Source organism: Fictibacillus sp. S7 (assembly GCF_004127935.1).
Taxonomy (GTDB): Bacteria; Bacillota; Bacilli; order Bacillales; family Fictibacillaceae; genus Fictibacillus_C; species Fictibacillus_C enclensis.
On record NZ_QJKL01000001.1, the window covers coordinates 2,508,926 to 2,527,189 of the forward strand.

Consider the following 18,264-nt stretch of genomic DNA (forward strand, 5'->3'; position numbering starts at 1 on the left):
TGCAAGAGATCAAAAAAGCCCATTAAAAAAGCCAGGAAGGTCAAAAGAACTTCCCGGCTTCATCTGTTATTTTTTCAATTTATAGTAGGTTAAAGCAAGGGCAAATGCAAGTACTGCCCCTTTCACAATGTCCATGGAATAGTACGGGACAGACATCATGACGAGGCCATTCTGCAGGATGCCAATCAATATCGCGCCAACGAGCGTTCCGAACGCATTGGGCTTTCCCGCTCCAAAAACGGAAAAACCGATGAAAGCGGCCGCTACCGCGTCCATGAGGTAAGGCGTACCGGCATTGATTTCCGCTGTCATTACTCTAGAGGCCAGAACAATTCCCCCAATGGAAGCAAATAGTGCCGACAAGAGGTAAGCGGCTACTTTATACTTTTTGACCGGAATACCCGAAAGCCTCGCTGCCTCCTCATTTCCTCCGATCACATACATATAGCGGCCGTGCTTTGTATAGTTGAGAAGCACATGGACGAGCACCACGGCAAGCGCCATGATCAGAATAATCCACGGTACCTGGCCGATTTTTTGGAACGCCTCAGAAATTTTCCCGGTCGCAAAGCTTCCGTCAGGCATCACCATGTTTTGTGAGATTGTCGCACCCTTCGTATAAGTAAGCGCAATCCCCTGAACAATAAACATCGTGGCAAGTGTCAGCAGCATATCGGGAATTTTCACTTTTACAATGAGTACCGAGTTAATGATCCCTACAATCAGGGCAGCAGCCAGCGCAGAAAATATCGCAACCACCGTGTTTTGCGAAAACCAGACGAACATAGAAATCACAATCGCGTTGGATAAAGAAGCAACCGATCCAACCGACAAATCAAACCCGTTCACCGACAGTGAGATGGTAATTCCAATCGCGATGATGGTCACGATTGAAATGGACCGTAAAATGTTCATCAGGTTCTGTCCCTGCAAAAATGATGGATGTGCAGCCGTAAACACACCGATTAACACAAGAATGGTCAGGATTGTTCCGTATTTATAAAAAAACTCAAACAGCTCAAACCTCTTTTTGGGAGCTGCTTTGGCGGGTATGGGGTTTGATAACTCCATTTACCTTCCTCCTGTACTGTAAAATAATAGCTCTTCCTCGGTGGTTTTTGCGGTTTCCAGCTCTTTTACTGTACGCCCGTCGTACATGACGTACACCCGGTTTGTAATCCCCAGAATTTCCGGAAATTCTGACGATGCGTAAAGGACAGCTTTCCCCCTTTTGGCGAGGGCCGAAATCAGTTCAAAAATATCCCGTTTCGCCCCGACATCAACGCCCTTGGTCGGCTCATCAAAAATATAAACCTCCGCATCGGCAAGCAGCCATTTGCCAATGGCAATCTTTTGCTGGTTCCCGCCCGACAGATGCTGTACCTTACTTTTCTCAGACGGGGTTTTGATACCGAGCGTTTTTATGATCTCAAGGGATTTTCTCTTTTCCGCCCGGCGGTCGAGAAAACCGAACGCTTTTGTAAACTGGGCAAGGTTGGCGGCCGACAAATTCGCAGCTACCGTTTCCTCCACAAGGATTCCTTCTTTTCGGCGTTCCTCAGGTACAAGGGCCAGCCCCTGCCGAACGGCATGATATGGGCTCTTCAGCTTCAGTTTTTTGCCTTTCAGCAGAACATCCCCCGCGGTAATGGGAGTGCTTCCGAACAATGTTTTGCACAGTTCGGTTTTTCCTGCCCCTACCAGTCCGGCAATCCCTACAATTTCACCAGCACGGGCCGTCAGGCTTAAACCCTTTATTTTCTCCTTATCGAAAAGACTTTTTACTTCTAGCAGGGTTTCTCCTGTCTTGCCATTTACGGCCGGGAACTGCTCGTCCAGCGCTTTTCCCAGCATCTGCTCAATGACGCGGTTAATGGAGCTTTGTACAATCTCTTCCTCAGCGACCTTTTCTCCGTTCCTCATAACGGTAATGTCGTCGCAGATGTCAAAGATCTCCGGCAAGCGGTGAGAGATAAAAATAATGCCAACATCCTTTGCTTTTAAATCCCGGACAATCCGGAACAGTTCTCGTGTTTCTGCATGGCTCAGAGGAGCTGTCGGTTCATCAAGAATGAGAAACCGGCACTTAGCCGAAACAGCCCGCGCAATCAATACCATTTGCTTTTGCGCAAGCGTCAGCTCGCTGACGAGCTTTTTGGAGGATACGTGTATGTTCATTTCCTCCAAAAGATGCGAAGCCTTTTGGTGGAGGGTTTTCCAGCGCACGAGCTGCTTTTTTCCCATTTCATTGACCAGGTCATGCAGGAGAATGTTCTCCCCCACCGTCAAATAGGGAACCAGAACTGTGTCTACCTCTTGATGGACAATTTGGATGCCCTCATTCAGTGCGTCCTTTGGTGAAGATATATCTACGTTCTTTCCTTCAATCTGAACAGAGCCGGTGTAATGGGTATAGGCACCCGTCAGCACCTTCATCAGCGTTGATTTCCCGGCACCATTTGCCCCGATCAGTGCATGAACACGGCCAGTTTTACTTTTAAAATCAACCTCATTCAGCGCCTTTACCCCGGGAAACTCAATACTTATGTTCTTCATCTCGAGCAGTGCCATCGGCCGGTCTCCTTTATTCAAAGCAAACACCCTCTGCTGCTAGCCGAAGAGAGTGTTTGTATGTTTATTTTTTGTAATGGTCTTTCAGCGTGTCCATCCAATCTTCTTCAAACGCGTCCGATTGTCCCCACCCTTTAATTTCCTTGGACAGGTTAACCATATTTACGCCCTCGGAGGATTTTTGAAGATCCCTTTGGGAAACGAGAGAAGCATCCAGGTCATATTTTTGCGGTGTTTTTTCACCGGCAATTTTTTTTGCAAGGATTCTCATATCCACTGCACCGATCAGCTTTGGATCAACCGCTGCAGTATATTTCCATGGGCTGTCCTTCTTTTGGATTTCCTGAAGATCCGCGTTGGAGACATCAATGCCGTAAATTTTGATCTCATTTCGGCCCGCTTCCTTAATGGCACGAGCGGCTCCGATGGCAAATGCATCCCATGTCGCAAAGATCGCATCAATCTCTCCCTTTTTATGCTTGTTCAGCATGGCGGTAACGGCATTTTGCGTTTGAACGGAGGTGTCCGCTGAAGCTACACCAAAGCGCTCCACTTCTTTAATGCCAGGGTTCTTTTTCAACGTTTCTTTATAAACAGCATTGCGGCGAACCATTGGCGGGAATCCGTCCACCCAAAGGTACACAATGTTCGCTTTGCCTTTTTGTTCTTTCACAAGCTTGTCCAGTGCCAGCTTGGCCAATGCTTCATCGTCCTGGGATGTAAGTGTCACGCCATCCACCTTCGCGAGGTCCGGATTAGAGTCAAAAGTCACGACACTCTTTCCTTTTTCTCTGAGTTTTTGGATATCATTGATTGTTGCCGCATCATCTCCATGAGAAATAATGAAGCCGTCATAGTCCTCATTGGCCGCCTGGGCAATCGCATCGTGGAATTTCGCTGTATCTCCGTTGGCCGTATAGATATCAACGGTAAAACCGAGCGCTTCCCCTTCTGCCTTCGCTCCTGCCAAAAACTGTGCCGTATGATCATCTCCACCGATCTTTCGGATAACTTTGATTTTGGCACCCTGCCCCTTGGCGAATCGTTTTGGCACATTATCAAACGACACATTTTCATGTTTCTTTTCAGATGATGCCGTGTTACTGCCTGACGAGCAGCCTGTTAACAATAATGAGAGTGCGACCGCAGAGACTGCTGCGCTTTTTAAAAACTTCTTCATTTCCCCTATCCCCTTTTCTGTATGTCTCTCTCTTCTCAAAAGCTGCAGGGCCATCCCCTGAGCACATAAAAAAACCTCTCCGGAAAGAGAGGTTTCATCGCCTATGTAGACAAGGATTCGTCCTCTCTCATCTTTCAAAACAGCATAGCTGTTTTGCAGGATTTAGCACCAATTCCATAAATGGAACGGTTGCCGGGCGTCATAGGGCCAGTCCCTCTGCCACTCTTGATAAGAGATTGAATATTGAGTTAGTTAAAAATATAGTTATAACTTTAATCGGCGGAGAGAGGAAAGTCAATATATTTTTAAAAGGTTATTTTAAAAACCTTCGTTGCTTTTAGTGGCTGATTTCCGTTTGAGTATGCTCGCTTTCATCTATGATTATATCACCCCATAATATGGGAATAAAAAAACAGCGCTTTTATTCAACGCTGCTACGGATCCATCAAGAAATATCCCCGCCAAAAACCACGACATTCTGTACCTCTGGCGCAAACACCTGGCCATTCCATTTCATTGTGGTCTGCACATAACCGAGCCGGTCGGCGTTATACTGGCCGGCGATGTTCTGGTAAGCCAGTAATTCGCAGGTGCCATTGCGGTCAAAGTCGACCGGGTAAAGACCTGAAAGTCCGGAAACAAATCCTTGGATGGTTTTTTCAACTTGCCATTGGGATAATAAATCTCTGACAAGTACTGCCTGCCCCTGGTGGTTAGATCAATAATAAATTTCTGGTTCGTGGTGTAGCTGTTTACCTGAGCTTTGTAGTAGTCGAGGTAAAAGACCCGGTATTTGAAGAGGTCATTAAAGACATCAGAATCAAACAACGGCCTGAACTGGCTGCCTCTATAGGCAAAAACATAGGCATGTAGCATGCCGCCGCTTCCACCTGTATCCATTACCACCATGATGTCTTCCACCCTGTCTCCAGTAAAGTCACCAAGAAAAAGCGTGGGATTGTATCCTTGGTTTTGCTTGAGTGGTATTTGTGTATACTGATTGGTCCTTCCATCCTGCACAACTATCATGATATTGACCCAAAACGGACTGTCCGGTGTTTTTTCAGCAGTAATATAAATGGTATCGATGGAGTTGTCACCGATGACATTCCCCTTTTTCATATCGACGACCTGCCGCTCTCTGTACATGGCTATCCCTGCCTTCGCCTGATTTCCTAACACATTGTATGAGAAAGGCCCGGTTTTGGTTTTTATTCTCGATCGTGTTACACTACAAAAAAACTCAAGCAGGTGCATTCGTGGATATTAAACAACTACAGTACTTTATAGAAGTGGCAAAATACAATAGCTTTACCCGGGCAGCTGACGCTCTTTTTATCACTCAGCCTACGATCAGCAAAATGATTAAAAACCTGGAAGATGAGCTCGGTGTCGTTCTTTTTGACCGATCCCGAAAAGGGCTGACCCTGACGGATGCCGGCCGGACGATTTTTGAACAAGCTGTACTCGTGGATAAAGCGGTTAATAATCTGGAAATGGAACTCGATAACCTCCTCGGGTTAAAAAAGGGACACATTCGCATCGGTCTGCCTCCGATTCTGGATCCAAGACTCTTCCCCAAATTGATCGGCAGTTTTCATGATCAGTATCCGAATATTACGTTCGAGCTTGTGGAGGATGGATCAAAACGAATCGAAGAGGATGTTGCCAACCATCAGCTCGATATTGGCGTTATTGTGCTTCCTACCAACAATGAACTCTTTCAGCACTTTGCGTTTAAAGAGGAAGACCTGAGACTGATCATCCATCCGGACCACGAGCTGGCAGACCGTGATGAAATTTATTTGAGCGAGCTCAGCGAGGAGCCCTTTATTTTGTTCAACAAGGACTTCGTGCTTCATGACCGGATCATATCATCATGTAACCAGGCGGGATTCAATCCGCATATCACCTCCGAAAGCTCGCAATGGTCGTTTATCGAAGAAATGGTCATCTGCAAGCTTGGCGTTTCTCTGTTACCCGAAAGCATTTGCCGCCATCTGAACGATGAAGTCCGGGTCATTAAAGTGGTCAATCCTACAATAAGCTGGCATTTAGCCCTTATTTGGAACAAAGACCAATACTTATCGTTTGCCGCCAAAGAGTGGCTCAATTACGCCAAAGAACAGCTCGCGGAGCTTGAGTAATCAATAAAAGGCGGTTTTCTCTGTAGTGGATTGCCGCCTTTTGCCAAGATTTTTCTATGCCCATTCTTTATATCTGAAAGCATTTACATAGAGCCCATCTATGCAAACGATAAAAAATAACAATTTTACTTCCTTTTCTTGGAGGCGTACACTAGGAAACTGTAAGAGGGAAACGCAAGAAAACAACAGCGTCCCTTTAGCCGAGATACGTTAATCATGAAAGGAAATGATTGTTTTGAACGCAAAAAAAACAAGCGAAAGCCGCATTATTAATACAGACCAGGTATTAGCTGGTGATTTGAATAACTATAATACATTGTTCGGCGGAGTACTTATGAAAAAGCTCGATGCTGCTGCATCACTTTCTGCTCGCCGCCATGCCCGTGTGAAAACCTGTGTTACAGCATCAACCGACTCCATCGACTTTTTGCATCCGATTCATCAAACGGATTCTGTTTGTATCGAATCATTCGTATCCTACACAGGAAAAAGCTCAATGGAAATCTTCTGTAAGGTTATTGCTGAAGATATTCTTACAGGAGAACGAAGAATTGCAGCTACAGCATTCTTAACCTTCGTTGCTTTGGGAGAAGACAAACGCCCGGTTGAAGTACCTGCAGTCATCCCTGAAACAGAAGAAGAAAAATTCTTGTTTGAAACAGCCGCAGACCGTGCCGAAATGCGTAAAGTCCGCAGAGCACGCAGCAAAGAATTAGCCGAGGTTATTTCATTGCGTAAGCCTTGGCAACAAGAAGGTGCATTAGTTTGATTACCCTTGTCAGCCATAATGAGTTAAAAGAAGCGAAAGAAGAACTTGAAAACATTGAACGTTCGTTCCCTGATTTGTATGAAAAATGGGTGCATATTATCAATTTGACCCGTGCGCTTCAATTTAAATATCAATACATGGGTACATTGATCATGAACGAAGATTGCCGCCGATACGCTCCTGAATTTTGTCAGGAATCTGTTGTTCGTCTTTATAAAAGTGAGCTCGAAAAGCTTACTGCAGACGAAAACATTGATACCCTTCGCAAAATGATCAGCAAGTTCAATAATGCCGGTTATGCAAAAATCAGTTTGCTGGCGATTGGACGGTCTCCCGAATCTCTAATGGGAACTTCAGCCATTATCAACTAAAAGAAAGAAGCAGACGATCCAGGCGATCATCTGCTTCTTTTTTCGTTTACCTTAATCTTCGTCCTTCGCGTCCCAATCTTCCGGGATTGGTTCATTCATATACTCCTCAACAAGCTTTTTGTACTTTTCCATCTGTTCAAGATGGGTATTAAACTGTTCCTTATTGATGAGATATTCATTGCCGTCATGAAAGGCACGAATTTTCTTCTGTTGAATCAAATTCTCAATATACGTTTCAGGCAGATCCAGAAATTCCGCCGTTTCCTTTAGAGTCAGATACATGATTCACCTTTTCCAGGTGCTTAGTATTGTCTACAGCACCATATCCATCACATTATCCACCCATTCGGAGTTTTCTTCAAGAGCTAAAGAAATTAAGAAAAGATCCTGCTGATTTCCTGAACTTCCTGATCGCTGAGCTGAACATCCAATGTTTTCAGGTTGTTGCTGACCTGATCGGCGCGTTTTGCGCCTGGAATGATGGAGTCGATTGCCGGCTGTTTAAGATACCATGCGAGAACAACGTGAGCCACTTCCGCCCCCTTGGCTTCGGCAATCCCGCGAAGCTGGTCCACTTTCTCCAGGTTTCTGATAAAGTTCTCCCCCTTAAAATGAGGCATGTCCTTGCGCAGGTCATCAAACTTCGTGTCTTTGCTGTATTTACCGGCAAGAAGTCCGGAGGCAAGCGGGAAGTAAGGAACAAAGGAGATTCCTTTATCCTCTAGATACGGAAGCAATTCCTTTTCCGCATCGCGCTGCAATAGGTTGTACTCTCCTTGGAACACATCAACATAACCGTCCTTGTTTGCCTGCTTCAGCTGTTCCATGGAAAAGTTCGAAACTCCGATGGCACGGATTTTTCCCTGGTCTTTCAGTTCTTTTAATGCGCCGACTGCTTCATCCTTTGGTGTATTTTCATCAGGAAAATGAATATAGAACAAATCAATATAATCCGTTTGAAGCCGTTTTAAGCTTCCTTCCACCGCATCTTTTAAGAAGGCTGGCGAGTTGTCGAACACGACGTCTTTACCAACAAACTTGTGCGCACCTTTGGTTGCGATCACGGCTTTATCACGGCTGCCTGTTTCTTTTATGACTTCCCCGACCAATTCCTCCGAACGCTCAGGTCCATAAATAAAGGCGGTATCTAAAAAATTGATACCAATCTCCAATGCCCGATTTACCAGATCCTTGCCTGCCTGTTCATCCAGATTTGGATACAGGTTGTGTCCTCCAACGGCATTCGTACCCAGTCCAATCGGGTTCACCAATAAGTCTGTTTTCCCAAGTTTCGTTTGCTGTGCCATGTATTGCTCAACTCCTTCTAAAATAAGTTTGTACTCCTTGTAATCGTAGCAAAAGACCTGTTCGAATGAAAAAAATCAGCTCAATTGAAAATGTAATATATTTTTTAAAAGAATAAATATCATGGGGCAAACACTCCAATTAACGTGTCAAGAAGATAACCGAGTACTTATTCAAAGGCAACAATCCATAAGAAAAGAGCCCTTTTTTTGAGGAACCACCCACCCAAAAAATACATAGGATAAAGGAGTTAGTAAAGTGGAAGGGGTATGGCTCTATGTATAACTGGAATCGAGATGCTCAAGAAATTGCCAATCTGGAAAAGGCCTTGAACGGAGAATACAGTGCGATCATCTGTTATGAGAAAACGTCGCTGCTGGCGCCTAATCCAGAAGGTAAAAAGACTATCCAGGAAATCCGGCAGGATGAAGTCAACCACTATCAGGTTATAAGTGCCATTTATACACAGCTGACGGGAAGGACGTTTACACCAAAACAGACAGAGGCTTGTCCAACCAATTATCGGGAAGGGTTGAAGACTGGCTTTAAAGACGAACAGGAAACGGTTGATTTTTATCTTAAGATTTCCGATCAGGCAAGCAATAATTATATAAAAGAAGTGTTCAAGCGGATCGCCATGGATGAACAGAACCACGCAGTCTGGTTTTTATACCTGTTAACAGGAGGGCAGTAAAAAGGGGGGAGCCCCCTTTTTTTGTTCAAAGGATTGCAAACAGAGCTGGATGATCGCTTCCGTTGATGAGGACCGGTGGAAGGACATCCAAAAAGAATTAAAAGAGGAATACACACGGTTACTGCAGACCCTTGACTCCACCCTTCCCCGGGATGAAACCTATGCAGATGAAGCTCTGGAATGTCTTGCGCATTCAGCCTACCATTTGGGTGCTATCAAACAAATGATTAAATATATCACGGCATAAAAAAGGTGCTATCCAACAAGTCTGGAAGCCGTTGATTTCCGTTTCAGGCCGCTCGCTTTCCGCGGGGCGTGCGGTGAGCCTCTTGGCGCAAGCGCCTGCGGGAGTCTCACCTGTCACGCTAGTCCCGCAGGAGTCTCGCACCTTCCACTACAATCAACTTTCCTGGAAGCTTTTTACGCAAAACATACTAAGATTAGTAGCACAAACCACGGCCATGGTTTGTGCTACTATTTTTTTGTAGAGGTGAAGAATAGGTCGAGGCAGCCCCGGAACTTTAAGTTCGCACGCAAAACAGACCAACTTCACCGTCCTTATATGAATCAGTTTCAGTATGTTGGATCCGTTGAGATCGTGTAAAAGAAAATGGAATCGATAGGGATAGGTGAGGACTTCTGCAATCGTTTTGAGGGAGGAACGTAATGATGAGTATTATTGCTTTTGACGTAAGTATGGGAAAAAGTTATATGGTGATTTACAACACCTCGAGGTGTTGTGTTTTTGAAGGAGAAATACTACATAATAAGATTCATTTTGAGAAACTGTATCAGCGCATTGTCGCACTTGTTCAGCAGGATGGACATACACCAGAAATTGTCTTTGAAGCCACAGGAGTTTACTCCCGCCAATTAGAGCGATTTATGAACGATCATGGTTTTCCTTATTGCTTATTAAATCCTCTCGAATCTAAACTTCAAACGGCTTCTATGCGAATGCATAAGACGGATAAAAGCGATGCCCATCGGCTCGCTCAAACTCATTTTACCTCGGACAGAAAAAATAAAATCGCACAAGACGATTATTATGATCAAATGCGCTCTCTTTCCCGTTATTATCATGAACTGGATCAGGAATTAAAATTGGTCAGAAGTCGTATACATACCCTGCTTCAGCTTACTTTTCCAGAGATAGAAACACTATTTACGGGAAAATCGGAGTTGTTTTTGAACATCTTACAACTGTTTCCTCATCCGGATTGTGTAAAGCAACGATCGAAAACGGTCATTCGAAATCGGTTGCTTGCCAATACCAGTAAAAAGCTTGCCCCCAAAACGGCAGAGAAGAAAGCCATACAACTTCTAGAAATCGCTGAGTATTCTTATCCAGCTGTAGATGAAGATGATATAAGATGCGAGCAGTTAAAGTACTATGCCAAACGCTGTTTGGCTATTCTGCGACAACGTGAAGAAGTGATTAAGCAGATGGCAGACCTTTCACAAGAACGAAAAGATTATCAAGTGTTAATGAGTTTTCCTGGCATTGGGACCAACACAGCTGTGCGTTTAATCGCTGAAATTGGTGACATTCACCGTTTTAAAACCAACAAACAACTGAACGCTTATGCCGGTATTGATATTCGGCGTTTTCAATCCGGCACCATCTTGTATAAAGATAAAATCAATAGGCGAGGGAACAAACATTTACGAAAGATCCTGTATCTTACCATTCAAAATATGATTAAACAGAGGCGTTTTGGGGATAACCATTTTGTAGATTACTACGACAAACTAAAAACGCAACCTTATAACAAACGTCATAAAGTCGCGTCCATCGCGTGTGTGAATAAGTTATTGAAATGCCTATTCCACCTTATTACACACAATTTGCATTACGATTACCAGATAGCAGCTGGTAAGTAATGTTTTGACTATTATATCATAATTCTCCCCTAGTTTAAAAAACAGCTACAACTAGGGGTATTTAGAATGCCTTAAATAAAGTGACAATACCGAAGGCTTAATGACTCCCTAAAAAACTATTGACTAATCGTAAGAAAAGGAGCTGCCTGAAGGTCAATTTTTGACTTTCAGGACAGCTCCCTTTTTCATTTTATCCGTTCAGGATGGGTGTACACATTGAGCCGGGTGCCGCGGATAAATCCGACGGCGGTAATCCCGAGATCATTCGCGAGCTCCAGCGCCAGCGTGGTGGGTGCAGATTTAGACAAAATAATGCCGGCACCGATTTTAGAAACCTTCAGTAAAACTTCCGAAGAGATCCGGCCACTGAAGGCAATCACTTTATCGGAAAGTGTAATCTTGTTTTCAAGGCAGTAACCGTAAATTTTATCAAGCGCATTGTGACGGCCAATATCCGACCGGGAAATCAACAGCTCCTCATTTGTACAAAGCGCAGCGTTATGCAGCCCGCCTGTTGAGTGAAAATCATCGGAGGATTCCTGCATCGCTTTCATCAGCTTGATGCATTGCTCCACTTCAATCGTTGATTTGGTTACGATCGTTTTGGCATTTTTCACATCGCTCTGAAAATAGAACTGCCGGCTTTTTCCGCAGCATGATCCGATAAACCGTTTCGACTGCAGCTGATTGGTCACTGGCGCCTTGTTCACCAGCTGCACATAGGCAAACCCGCGGTCTTCATCAATGGACAGCGATTCGATTTCTCTCGGAAAACGAATCACCCCTTCTGATGCAAGAAAACCGGTGACAAGGTCCTCTAGATAAGTTGGTGTACAGACCATGGTTGCAAATTCCTCTCCATTTACATGGATGGTCAGTGCATATTCTGTTGCCACCGTATCTTCTGTCTCATGGAATGAGCCATCATTGTACTTGATGATGCTTATGTTCTTCATGACGTTGTCTATCATATACTTCTCCTTTTTAGCTGATCTCCGTTTCCTGGTCCGGGATCGGCTTTTCCAGGTATTTAATATCCTTGCGAGCATTAAAACGCTCCGCTTTTTCTACCTTGACTGCTACATTATAGCTTGGAATCTTGGCGTATTTCTCATATACGCCTTTCGGAAGAAGAAAGTTCCCTTCTGGAAAATGAACCTCCAGATTCCCTCTTGCAATATCGATAAATTTCGCACGGCCCTGGAAGACACCATGCTGATTATACACCACAATAGTTTCTCCTTCATGAATGGACAATTCCTTCGCATCATTTCCGTTCATGAGGACATCATATCTTCCCGCTCCGTTGAACGGATCACTTTCATGATAGACCATCGAATTGAACTGTTTTCCTCTTCTCGTGGTCACATAATACGTATCTTTACCCTTTTTCAAATCCGGTATATCAACCAGGATCAAATTTCCTTTACCATCGGGTGTAGGACAGATTCCATCCTCGCAAAGCCAGGCACCGCCCCACTGAAATACGTCTCCCCGTTCTTTTAAATGCTGGATGCCATCATAATTGGGATTGGCCAGGGCAATCTCTTCCCGTATTTGCTGTCCGCTTTTAAAATTAATCAGATGAGATCGCTGTGGTTTCACCCGCTTGGCCAGATCCACGTAGATTTTCCACTCGGCACGTGCTTCCTCCACCTGCTGCTGGTTTCCTTTAATTTCAGGCGAAAAGTACACCATGCGTTCAGTGGAAGTTGAGGTTCCCCCGTCTTCCTGTTCATATCGAGTTTTGGCCGGGAGCACAATGACGGCTTCCTTCGCATCCACCAGTGTGGACGTATTATAGATGATATCCTGATGCACCCGAAATTCAAGCGAAGATAAAGCCCGCTCGACAAAATCGGGATCAGGCATCGTTTCAAGGAAGTTGCCTCCCGACAGATAGTACATTTTAATTTTCCGTTCATGGTCCTCGGGCAATAAAATGTTTTCAAGTGACACGCCAAGAACGTCTCCCTGCCATTTCGGAATAGTAAAGCCCCACAGTTTTTCAATGCGTTCGATGTTGTTCGGTTCAAAATCACCGCCGGGCAGCACGAATGGATCGGCCCCCATCTCACCGCTTCCCTGAACACTGGAATGACCGCGAATCGGCATCAACCCGCAATGTTTGCGGCCCAGAAATCCGCGCAGCAACGCCAGGTTCGCTACTTGGGAGATGTTGTCGGACGCAAAGGTATGCATGGTTAAACCAAGTGACCAGACAAACACGCCGGATTTACTTTTGGCGAGGAGCATTGCAAGCTCGTGAATGCGCTCTTTGCTCACTCCGGATGAGGCTTCAATTTCTCCCCAGCCTTGCTGCTGGACCTTCGCCTTTAACTCCTCATAGTTGTTGACATGCTTTTTCACAAACGAATGGTCGATCGCGGATCCGAGCTGTTTCGCCTCCATTTCAAACCAATGCTTCATGATGCCATGCATGAAGGCGATATCTCCCCCGATATTAACCTGGTAAAAATCATCTGCCAGCTTTGTGCCAAAAAGCGCAGACTCGGCAATGGACGGAATCCAGTATTTTTCCATGGAGGGCTCCCGGTATGGGTTAATGCAAATGATCTTTGTTCCTTTTCGTTTGGCAGCATACATATATTTGGTGGAAACCGGCTGGTTATTTGCGGCGACCGATCCCCAGAACACGATAACATCGGATCCAATCCAATCCTGGTAGTTGCAAGTCGAGGCCCCTACACCAATGGACCGCTTCAGCGCTGTTTTGGACGGAGAATGGCAAATGCGCGAAGCATTATCAATGTTGTTCACACCAAGGTACCGGGCCACTTTGGCAGCCACATAGTAAGATTCGTTCGTGATACCCCGTGACGTCAGAAAGAACGAGACCTGCTTGGGATCAAGCGTCTTCATTTTGTCCGCAATCAGGTTCAGGGCATCATCCCATGTCAGACGGGAAAACTTACGCTCACCCCTCCGACGGATCAACGGATATGGAATGCGGCCCAGCCTTCTCAGTTCCGCGCTGGAATACTTGCGAAGCTCATCAACGTCCGCATGAAGTATCTCTTTTTTCATGGCCGGCATTGTGTTCAAGCGGAGCACATTCAGTCGTGTCGTGCACACATGCGGACCTGCGAGCGTTTGATCATACAGACCCGAAACGCCAAGAGCACATCCGTCACACACCCCTTGGGTCAATATTTTGCCCGCATAAGACAGGTTATCCCGGTTTTCCCAGGCCACCTTCACCGTATCGCGGATGTGCCCGGGTTTTATTTTGCCCAAGCCGAACGGTACAGGGCTGACCCAGTTTTTCGGATCTGGTGTTTTGGGTAGCTTGATTGGTCCTTGATGCTTCGTTTTTCCCATGATTTTCTGCCCCTTTTCCCTTTTCTATTTGATTACTACATTAACGTTGGTAATAGACGATGTTTCTTTCAAGAACACCAAAGGTTGCTAAGTGCTTGAACAAAACAAAAACCACCGGGAGCCCGATTGTGTTCAAACAATCGGAAACCGCGGTGGTAGTCTTTAACAGGATCGCTGCCAAGTGCCAACACTAAGGGCTTTTACTTTTTAGTTAGTTTTTCTTCCAGGTTTTCATCAAAAACAAAAATCGACATTCCAAAGTCCTTTTCAATATCGATATCTACAAAAAGATCCACAAACTTAGCTCCCAGCAATTCTTCCATTTCAACCGGATGGTTCTTTTTGTACATGTCCTTCACCATTTCGGTTCGTGCGGAGCGCAGCATCTGCTTGCCCTCACTGTATCCTGAAATGAACTTTTCGACTGGAGAAAGATTGCCTTCCATCTCGCAAATCGCCCAGTTTTTGCAAAAGGTCGTTTTGATTTGCCGGGGGCCCTTGCCCATGTGGCGCTTACGAAAAGCTCTTACCAGATTACTAAACTCTGCTTCATAATTATTCATAAACGACAACCTTTTTTTATACATTCTGCTATAAAAAGTATAAATCAGAAATTCTGGGCTTGCAACTGTTGACCCGAAGCATTTTCCTTCTCGAGACGGCGGATATCCAGCCGGGCGAGGAAAGTGACAACCAAAGCGACGATAAACAGGGCCGCAAAGAAGGTCAGGCTTTCAGCATAACTTCCGGTTGTATCCTTTACCCATGCGGCAAACAGAGGTCCGGCAAGACCTGCCGCGGCCCAGGCGGTTAAAATGTACCCATGAATCGCGCCAAGTTGTTTGGTTCCAAAAAGATCGCCGATGTAGGCAGGAATCGAAGCAAACCCTCCGCCATAGCACGTATAGATGATGGCGAGCATAATCTGAAAAACAATGGCTGTTGTGATGTTTGGAAGCAGGAAAAACAGTACCGTTTGAAGCGCAAAAAACGTCGTATACGTGTTTGTTCTTCCGATGTAATCCGAAACCGAAGCCCAGCCAATCCGGCCAAATCCATTAAAAAGGCCGAGTACACCGACAAGCGCTGCCGCTTCTGCCGTCGACAGGCCAATACTTTCCTGGGCGAGAGGTTTGGCCGCTGACAGAATAGCGATTCCGCAAGTTACATTGATGAACAGCATGAGCCATAGATAATAGAAGCGTTTGGTCTTCACAGCCTGATTGGCGGTGAGTTGGGACAAGTCCTTTCGTATGATTGTTTTCCCGCTGTCCACCTTTTCCTGAAAGCCCTTAGGCAGCCAGCCCTCTGCAGGTTTTTCCAGATAGAGAGAGGACGCCAGCATAACAACAAAATAAGAGATTCCCAATATGTAAAACGTATTGGCGATACCGACCGATTTGATCAGGCTGTCCATGACCGGAGAGCTGATGGCGGCAGCAAAGCCAAAGCCCATGATGGCAAGGCCCGTCGCCAGCCCGCGCCGGTCAGGGAACCATTTGACGAGTGTGGAAACAGGAGCGATATAGCCGACCCCAAGCCCGATCCCCCCAAGCATGCCATAAAAAACATACAATAAAGGCAGTGACCCCATTTGCACGGCAAAACCGGAACCCGCCACACCTGCTCCAAAGAATACCGCAGCAAGCAATCCCGATTTCCTTGGCCCGTATTTTTCAACAAAATGCCCCAAAAAGGCAGCGGACAGTCCAAGAAACAGAATGGCCAGACTGAAGGTCAATTGAACTTCACTCGCACTCCAGTTGAACTTTTCCATTAATGGATTGGTAAAATTGCTCCATGCATACACTGATCCGATCGAGATGTGAATGCCCACTCCCGAAAGCGCAATCAGCCAGCGGTTTTTAACCTTGCTCATTCCTAATCCTCTCCCTTTTATGTAAAATTAAAAAGCCGCCACAAACTCTCCTTATAGTTTCCATCCACTATAAGATCGAAGAATGCAGCGGCAGCAGAATCACAGGTTCGCTATGGTATCCCTAACCGATTTTTAAAACGCTTTCAAAAGTCCTTTTAAACAGGTGACAGGTTCGCTGTTCCTTGCCAGAAGACCTTTTGAATTCTGTTCACAAAATATTCAAATTTCTCTTCTTAAGAGTAATGTAAACGAGCAAGCCCGTCAAGTAGCTCGCTTTCATTTTTTAACAGGATTCTTTTTGAAAAAGCACCTGCCATCCCCGGCAGATGCTCTTCTTTATGATAATTTTTTCAGAATGACGACCTTCAGGTAATCTCCTTCTTTGAACTCTTTGATGGTCTTGAAGTCTTCCGGCAGGGTATGCTCTTCCAAAATCTTATACTTTCCTCCGGTTTGACGGAACGCTTTTTCAATGAAACCTTTAAACTTCTTCATATCAAATGTACTGCAGTTGGAAGAAGCGACGATCACACCATTTTTTTCGGTAATCGCAATGGCCTGTTCAAGTAGCGCCGGATAATCCTTCCCGGCACTGAATGTATGCTTTTTTGAGCGTGCAAAGCTTGGCGGATCCAGGATGACCAGATCAAACAGAAGCTTTTTCCTGACGGCATATTTAAAATAGTGGAAGACGTCCTCCACAATAATGTCGTGCGCGTCATAATCCAGTCCGTTGATGCTGAACTGTTCTTGTGTTTTGCTTCGGCTTCGGTTGGCCAAATCCACGCTCGTTGTTTTCTCTGCTCCGCCCAAAGCCGCTGCTACAGAAAAGGCACCCGTGTAAGAGAAGGTGTTCAGTACTTTTTTGCCATTGGCGTACTTATCCCTGATCACCTTCCTGACGTCCCGCTGATCAAGGAACACACCCACCATAGCACTTTCGTTTAAATAGGTCGCAAAATGAATGCCATTTTCCTGCACGATCAACGGAAACTGTGCTCGCTCTCCTGCGACAAAATCATCGTCTTCAATGTATGATCCCTTTTCGGCAAACCGCTTCTTTTCATAAACGCCTTTATAGTCGTCCACCTTCTTTAACGATTGAAGAACCTCTTCTTTAAATTGATAGATGCCATCGCTGTACCAGTTGATTACATAGAAACCGTCGAAATAATCGATCGTCAGGCCGCCGATCCCGTCTCCTTCTCCGTTAAACACACGAAAAGCCGTAGTGCTTGGATCGTCAAAGAACCTTTGCCGGCTCTCGACCGCTGCTTTTATCTTCTTTTCAAAAAAAGACTGATTGATTTTTTCGTCAGCATTTCGGGTTAAAATCCATCCCAGCCCTTTATTCTGCTTCCCGTAGTATCCTTTTCCGATAAACTTGCCCTTTTCATCCACGACTTCAATAATCGTGCCTTCAGCAAGACCCGCATCAACATAAGACACGGCGTTGCTGTGAATCAGCGGTGATCCGCCTTTGATCCCCTTATCGGAAGATTTTATTTTCAAACGAGCGTTTATACTCAATCCATTCACCCAATCCATGCACAAATTTTATGGTGATTCTATATTTCTTTATCACATTCTGTCATTATAATACTTATCCTAAAAGAAATCATTAATACATAAAGGAGAGTTCATTTTGCCATGGACCATTTAATTGAAGAAATACGGAAATTTCGGGACGAGCGAAACTGGGGACCATACCATCATGCCAAAGACCTTGCTCTCTCCATTACGCTGGAGGCTTCTGAACTTCTCGAGAATTTCCAATGGAAAGAGAGCCAGGAAGCCGTCGATGAAAACCTGGAAAACATTAAGGAAGAGCTTGCTGACGTTATGATTTATTCCCTGCAGCACGCAGACAAGCTTAATCTGGATGTAGAACAGATCATTCGAGACAAGATGAAGAAAAATGCGGTGAAGTATCCGGTGAAACAGGATTAAGTACATCATTTTCACAAAAACAATAACGGGCTATCCAAGAAGTCTGGAAGCCGTTGATTTTCGTTCCAGGCCGCTCGCTTTCCGCGGGGCGTGCGGTGAGCCTCTTGCCGCAAGCGCCTGCGGGAGTCTCACCTGTCACGCTAGCTCCCGCAGGACAAGGAACGCTTCGGCA

General features: G+C 45.3%; 18 protein-coding genes and 1 riboswitch. Of the genes, 7 read left to right on the forward strand and 11 right to left on the reverse strand.

Annotated features, from left to right (window positions below):
* Positions 1–66: 66 nt before the first annotated feature.
* The 4 genes from DMO16_RS12915 to DMO16_RS12930 all read right to left on the reverse strand — a co-directional run bounded on the left by DMO16_RS12915 (position 67) and on the right by DMO16_RS12930 (position 4,933).
* Positions 67–1,071: an ABC transporter permease gene (locus DMO16_RS12915; RefSeq protein WP_129477868.1), complete on the reverse strand. Its 1,005-nt coding sequence runs from the start codon at positions 1,069–1,071 to the stop codon at positions 67–69.
* Positions 1,072–2,571, reverse strand: a complete 1,500-nt coding sequence (locus DMO16_RS12920; RefSeq protein WP_241840561.1) for a sugar ABC transporter ATP-binding protein — start codon at positions 2,569–2,571, stop codon at positions 1,072–1,074. It abuts the gene before it with no gap.
* 64 nt (positions 2,572–2,635) lie between these two features.
* Positions 2,636–3,751: a sugar ABC transporter substrate-binding protein gene (locus tag DMO16_RS12925; protein ID WP_129477870.1), complete on the reverse strand. Its 1,116-nt coding sequence runs from the start codon at positions 3,749–3,751 to the stop codon at positions 2,636–2,638.
* A gap of 124 nt (positions 3,752–3,875) precedes the next feature.
* Positions 3,876–3,986: riboswitch (SAM riboswitch) on the reverse strand.
* A gap of 278 nt (positions 3,987–4,264) precedes the next feature.
* Positions 4,265–4,933, reverse strand: a complete 669-nt coding sequence (locus tag DMO16_RS12930; protein WP_241840562.1) for a hypothetical protein — start codon at positions 4,931–4,933, stop codon at positions 4,265–4,267.
* Positions 4,934–5,010: 77 nt separating this feature from the next.
* Between DMO16_RS12930 and cidR the strand changes: the two genes are divergently transcribed.
* From cidR to DMO16_RS12945, 3 genes are all read left to right on the forward strand, one after another.
* Complete coding sequence (cidR, locus tag DMO16_RS12935; protein WP_129477872.1) at positions 5,011–5,898, forward strand: cidABC operon transcriptional activator CidR; 888 nt, start codon at positions 5,011–5,013, stop codon at positions 5,896–5,898.
* 235 nt (positions 5,899–6,133) lie between these two features.
* A complete protein-coding gene (locus tag DMO16_RS12940; RefSeq protein ID WP_164988916.1) occupies positions 6,134–6,667 on the forward strand; it encodes an acyl-CoA thioesterase in 534 nt (177 codons plus the stop codon).
* Positions 6,640–7,038 carry a hypothetical protein gene (locus DMO16_RS12945; RefSeq protein ID WP_241840563.1) on the forward strand — a complete coding sequence of 133 codons (399 nt, stop codon included), beginning with the start codon at positions 6,640–6,642 and terminating at the stop codon, positions 7,036–7,038. Before DMO16_RS12940 ends, DMO16_RS12945 begins: the two co-directional genes overlap by 28 nt.
* A gap of 51 nt (positions 7,039–7,089) precedes the next feature.
* On the opposite strand, the gene DMO16_RS12950 is transcribed toward DMO16_RS12945, so the two are convergent.
* Positions 7,090–7,320, reverse strand: a complete 231-nt coding sequence (locus DMO16_RS12950) for an excisionase family DNA-binding protein (protein WP_061974550.1) — start codon at positions 7,318–7,320, stop codon at positions 7,090–7,092.
* A 92-nt stretch (positions 7,321–7,412) separates the two neighbouring features.
* On the reverse strand, positions 7,413–8,345 hold the full coding sequence (locus DMO16_RS12955) for an aldo/keto reductase (RefSeq protein WP_129477876.1): 933 nt from the start codon (positions 8,343–8,345) through the stop codon (positions 7,413–7,415).
* Between the two features lie 275 nt (positions 8,346–8,620).
* Between DMO16_RS12955 and DMO16_RS12960 the strand changes: the two genes are divergently transcribed.
* From DMO16_RS12960 to DMO16_RS12970, 3 genes are all read left to right on the forward strand, one after another.
* On the forward strand, positions 8,621–9,037 hold the full coding sequence (locus DMO16_RS12960; RefSeq protein ID WP_061974554.1) for a ferritin-like domain-containing protein: 417 nt from the start codon (positions 8,621–8,623) through the stop codon (positions 9,035–9,037).
* A 49-nt stretch (positions 9,038–9,086) separates the two neighbouring features.
* Positions 9,087–9,284 (forward strand): hypothetical protein, encoded by a 198-nt coding sequence (locus DMO16_RS24320; RefSeq protein WP_164988917.1) that lies wholly within the window; start codon positions 9,087–9,089, stop codon positions 9,282–9,284.
* A 419-nt stretch (positions 9,285–9,703) separates the two neighbouring features.
* Positions 9,704–10,921: an IS110 family transposase gene (locus DMO16_RS12970; protein ID WP_129476419.1), complete on the forward strand. Its 1,218-nt coding sequence runs from the start codon at positions 9,704–9,706 to the stop codon at positions 10,919–10,921.
* Positions 10,922–11,106: 185 nt separating this feature from the next.
* On the opposite strand, the gene fdhD is transcribed toward DMO16_RS12970, so the two are convergent.
* The 5 genes from fdhD to DMO16_RS12995 all read right to left on the reverse strand — a co-directional run bounded on the left by fdhD (position 11,107) and on the right by DMO16_RS12995 (position 17,672).
* On the reverse strand, positions 11,107–11,877 hold the full coding sequence (gene fdhD, locus DMO16_RS12975) for a formate dehydrogenase accessory sulfurtransferase FdhD (protein WP_241840564.1): 771 nt from the start codon (positions 11,875–11,877) through the stop codon (positions 11,107–11,109).
* A 28-nt stretch (positions 11,878–11,905) separates the two neighbouring features.
* On the reverse strand, positions 11,906–14,263 hold the full coding sequence (locus DMO16_RS12980) for an FdhF/YdeP family oxidoreductase (RefSeq protein ID WP_129477882.1): 2,358 nt from the start codon (positions 14,261–14,263) through the stop codon (positions 11,906–11,908).
* A gap of 200 nt (positions 14,264–14,463) precedes the next feature.
* Positions 14,464–14,826 carry a DUF2294 domain-containing protein gene (locus DMO16_RS12985; protein WP_061974564.1) on the reverse strand — a complete coding sequence of 121 codons (363 nt, stop codon included), beginning with the start codon at positions 14,824–14,826 and terminating at the stop codon, positions 14,464–14,466.
* A 44-nt stretch (positions 14,827–14,870) separates the two neighbouring features.
* Positions 14,871–16,142, reverse strand: coding sequence for an L-lactate MFS transporter (locus tag DMO16_RS12990; protein WP_061974566.1), 1,272 nt, complete (start codon positions 16,140–16,142; stop codon positions 14,871–14,873).
* A 336-nt stretch (positions 16,143–16,478) separates the two neighbouring features.
* The gene (locus DMO16_RS12995) at positions 16,479–17,672 is read right to left on the reverse strand and encodes a class I SAM-dependent rRNA methyltransferase (RefSeq protein ID WP_425590072.1); all 1,194 of its coding nucleotides are present in this window, start codon (positions 17,670–17,672) and stop codon (positions 16,479–16,481) included.
* A gap of 120 nt (positions 17,673–17,792) precedes the next feature.
* On the opposite strand from DMO16_RS12995, the gene DMO16_RS13000 reads away from it, so the two are divergent.
* Complete coding sequence (locus DMO16_RS13000; protein ID WP_129477886.1) at positions 17,793–18,092, forward strand: nucleotide pyrophosphohydrolase; 300 nt, start codon at positions 17,793–17,795, stop codon at positions 18,090–18,092.
* Positions 18,093–18,264 lie beyond the last annotated feature (172 nt).